Source organism: Galbibacter marinus (assembly GCF_000300875.1).
Classification (GTDB): domain Bacteria; phylum Bacteroidota; class Bacteroidia; order Flavobacteriales; family Flavobacteriaceae; genus Galbibacter; species Galbibacter marinus.
The window spans coordinates 1-3,948 of record NZ_AMSG01000051.1; the positions used below are offsets into that span (position 1 = coordinate 1).

Genomic DNA, 3,948 nt, shown 5'->3' on the forward strand with positions numbered 1-3,948 from the left:
CAAAAAACTTGTTTTTTAACACAGTACCTATGGGAAGTTTGCGACATAGCGAACCGAGTACAGTCGGCAAAATAAAACTTTCTTCGTGACCATGATGTTTCAACTACCTAAAAATCGCAAATTTCTTATAGCCAGTGTTATGCGTTCGCCTTTATTTATTTTGTCTTCCCAATTTTTCAACTTTTGAAATCCATTTTTGTCTTGTTGTTTCATTTGAGTTTTTAATGATGCCAAAGTACGAAACTTTAACTGGACCAATTCCACAAAATTCTAAAGTTGCTTTTTTTAGTTGGTTTATACTTGGTCTGCCATAAACCAACCAATAATACCAACTCGGTTGGTCAAGTGTTGTAATAATATGAGCTGTTTTACCTTTTAACAATTTGTCCCAAAACATTGAGTTTTCTCTATACTGAAATGCAAAGCCTGGCAAAAAAAGTCTATCAATAAATCCTTTCATATTCGCAGGAAGTCCACCCCACCAAACAGGATGAATCCAAACTAAATGGTCTGCCCATTTAATTTTTTCCCAAGCATTCAAAAGGTCTGGCTCTAATTCTGTTCTTTTTTGATACCCAAATTGCAGATTTGGATTGAAATTGAGGTCTGCAATTATTATTTCTTTGACTTCTGCCCCTGAATTTGTAACACCTTTATTATAGGCTTTTGCAAATGCAAAGCTCAAACTTTCTTTGTTTGGGTGACCATTTATAATTAATATTTTTTTCATAAATTATTTAATGTATAGATATTGAGCTATTTGAAGTTAATGAAGCTGTAAAATCTTTTGGGTTATGTAGTTGATGGCTAAAATAGATGCTGTTCTGAAAACTGTTTTCAAGTATTTTTTCAACATGTAGTACAGTGGAAAAAGAGGTCAATTCCGATTGACCTTTTGGACATTTTAAAATAACTTTTTCTTGTTTAGAATTACTGTGTGAGACAAAAATTTCAAAGGTTGAAACATCTCCACTACCGCCTCCTCCAAATATTAATTTTCGTTCTTTAAAATTTAAAATTTTAAAGAAATTTATTTTTTGCATGATGCCTAAAGCAGAAGTAATGAGTTTAGAATCAAAGGTCAGTTTGGCTGAAACAGTTGGTATCTTTTCTATTTGATTAAAAATATATAAATCTGGAATATCAAAATCATAAACTTTCCTGTTTTTACCGTCAAAATTAAAAACATGATACTTTGAATTTAAAAAATGCTTGGTATTAACCTTAGTATTATTTTTATAGAAATTAAATGGTTTGCTTACATTTTCAGCCATAAAATCTGCTGAACTTTTCCCAGCTTTATCTTTAGTAGAATAATAAACCAAAATTTCAACATTTTTGACATCATTTGCTAAAACACCTTTTGAATATAATAGCAATGGTGCAATACCACCCATCCATCCGGAACTAAATACAATTTTACTTTCAATGGTTCTTTTCTCAGCAAAATCTAAAGATTTTACTAGTTCACTTGTCGGTTTTGTAATATCGATATAATCAATTTTAGATTTTATGGCATAATCTAAAGCATTATTATTGGGGTCTTTTGCACAAAGTATGATTAAATTGATTGAATGCTTGTATAATGATTCAAAAGAGTTTTTGTCATTTATATCAATTTGTACATGATTTTGATTGGTACCCTTATTTCTTGTTCCGATTAAAATTTTTAAAGCTGGGTTTCTGTTCGAAAGCATTTCATGAATAGTATTTCCAATCAAACCAGTTCCACCTATAATTAAAATTGTTTTGCTCATCTCTTTAGTTTAAGTTTAGATGTGCAAAGCTAAATCCTATCAAACTTTCAGAATAGGACAAATGTCTAAAAAGAAAATTCTTTTCGTATTCTGCTTAAATGTCGTTGTGAAATACCTAAGTAAGAGGCCAAATATTGTAAAGGAATTTTTTGAACATACTCTGGTTGATTTTTCATTAGGTCTGTATAGCGTTTTGAGGCATCGCTTTTTTGCAATTGAAATATTCTTTTCTCTAATTCAATGTATTGTTGTTCTGCTATTGTTTTTAAGAAATATACCCAATTAGGATTTTGTTGTACTAATTTTTCGAATTTGTCTTTAGGAATGATTAACAATTCAGTTTTTGTAATGGCTTGTATATTTTCCATAGTTGGTTGTGCTGTCAAAAATGAAGAATATGCTGTCATTAAACTGTTTGGAAAAGTGATACAGTAAGTAATTTGTTCGTCTTTGTCTGAAATATAATATGATCGCAAACTACCTGTTAAAACAAATGCTATTTGTTTACAAGTTTCTCCTTCTTTAATATAATAATCTGCCTTTTTGAAGATCTTATAAGATAAAAGTTGTAGAAAATCGTCAATTTCAATATCTGTCAATATATTAAAGGACTGTAAAAATTTTCTTACGTTATCGTTTTTCATTTTTAGTTTTTTCGAACGGTTGTGATAAGGTGACGCATAACGGCTCGGCTATGAGCAGTTGGGGTTTTAAAACCTAACTTTTCGGTTTAGCATTTACTTTTGCTTTAGGTTTAGCCTTTTGTTTATTCCCTTTTGCCCCCAATTGCTTATAGCCATTGTTAGGTGTAGTGCTTTCTTTTTCTTTCAATTCCTTTGCTGAGTCTACTTTTTTTACTGTTTTCTCTTTCAGTTCTTTGTTCTTCTTTATCTCTTTATTAATTAGTTCTTGAATTGGTTTCATTGGTGTTTCCATTACAGAATATTCTTCTTTAAAGATTTCCTTATACGTTTCTTTAAATTTTTCTTCTTCTCGTATTTTGTTGAAAAGTGGCCACTGTTTATAATCTGATTTATCGACATCTCCATTATCTCCAATTTTTAACATCATTTCGTACGCAATTTCATAGTCGTCAGTCAAAACTGCATAGGCTAATTTGAAATCATCACTACTCGCACTCCAATCTTTCTTGTCAAGAATCTGTTTTGCTTCTTCCTTTTTTTCTTGAAGATATTTTGATAAAGAACCATTAACTATAAAAACATTCTTTAAAGAATCATTAAAGTGTCTTTTTTGATTGCACCCAAATTCAAGCAAAATGTCAGCAAGCTCAAAAGAATTTGTATTTATCAAATGAAAGCAAACATCATTCAACTCTCTGTCTGCATCTTTTAAGTCAGAAATAAGAAGTTTTCTCCAAATTGTATGTGTCAGTTTGGTAGCGATTTCATAAAGACATTTATATGCATTAGTGAAATACTTTGGCTCTATACCTAATCGCTGACCGACTTTAATTTTATCTATTTGGCATTTATGTTCTTTACAATTCTTTACATACTGGTTTGAGACAACACCATCACAATGAACAAGTAGATTTCTGCGTTCAGTTATCTCTATAAAAGTTTGCCAAATTGGTAGTTTTTCTCGAAGTTTCATTCCTAACAGTTTTTCAAGATAGTCGAATTGTTCAGAATGACTTTTCCTTAAAACCGTATCAATTTCTTTGTCAATTATATAGTCTCTTGCATTTTCAACTGTATCCATTTCAACAAGCTGAGAGAAAGTCAAATTTCTTTCTGAACCGTTGAGCACATCAGGTTTGATTTCATAAATAGCACGAAGTAAACGGGTCAGAAAGGCATCATATTGAGAAATTAAAGACACAAATAAACTTTCTGGAATAATTTTGCCGGCTAATGCTGAAGTAGAAGCATTTCTTTCAAGAGTTTCAAATTTTTTTGATTCATCTGCTTTGACAAGAAGTCTTTTCTTTCCATTGTCGTCTTCGATTTCTTCAACATTTTCATTAAGAAACTTTGAAAAATCGTCATTTGCCTTTTTATTATATGGTTGAATTAGAAGCATAGTCATTGGTAGCGTGTCTCTAATAGCATCAATATGCCTTAAGAAACTCTCTAAATTCTTATGTAAATTCTTTCCTGTTGTCATTATTTATTTGTGTTTTGTTGGCATTACACCTAACGTTTAGTATATGCAAAGTAGGCGATTG

4 protein-coding genes are annotated in these 3,948 nt (G+C 30.7%); all 4 read right to left on the reverse strand.

What is annotated here, in order from left to right; genetic code table 11:
* Positions 1-151 precede the first annotated feature (151 nt).
* Positions 152-730, reverse strand: a complete 579-nt coding sequence (locus I215_RS15420; protein WP_008992923.1) for an NAD(P)H-dependent oxidoreductase — start codon at positions 728-730, stop codon at positions 152-154.
* Positions 731-737: 7 nt separating this feature from the next.
* Positions 738-1,757, reverse strand: coding sequence for an NAD-dependent epimerase/dehydratase family protein (locus tag I215_RS15425; protein ID WP_008992924.1), 1,020 nt, complete (start codon positions 1,755-1,757; stop codon positions 738-740).
* A gap of 65 nt (positions 1,758-1,822) precedes the next feature.
* Positions 1,823-2,401, reverse strand: coding sequence for a Crp/Fnr family transcriptional regulator (locus I215_RS15430; RefSeq protein ID WP_008992925.1), 579 nt, complete (start codon positions 2,399-2,401; stop codon positions 1,823-1,825).
* A 73-nt stretch (positions 2,402-2,474) separates the two neighbouring features.
* Positions 2,475-3,887 (reverse strand): hypothetical protein, encoded by a 1,413-nt coding sequence (locus I215_RS15435; RefSeq protein ID WP_008992926.1) that lies wholly within the window; start codon positions 3,885-3,887, stop codon positions 2,475-2,477.
* Positions 3,888-3,948 lie beyond the last annotated feature (61 nt).

Excerpts from the sequence above, each read along its gene's own strand:
- I215_RS15420 (WP_008992923.1), bottom strand. The coding sequence starts at position 730 with ATGAAAAAAATATTAATTATAAATGGTCACCCAAACAAAGAAAGTTTG.
- I215_RS15425 (WP_008992924.1), bottom strand. The coding sequence starts at position 1,757 with ATGAGCAAAACAATTTTAATTATAGGTGGAACTGGTTTGATTGGAAAT.
- I215_RS15430 (WP_008992925.1), bottom strand. The coding sequence starts at position 2,401 with ATGAAAAACGATAACGTAAGAAAATTTTTACAGTCCTTTAATATATTG.
- I215_RS15435 (WP_008992926.1), bottom strand. The coding sequence starts at position 3,887 with ATGACAACAGGAAAGAATTTACATAAGAATTTAGAGAGTTTCTTAAGG.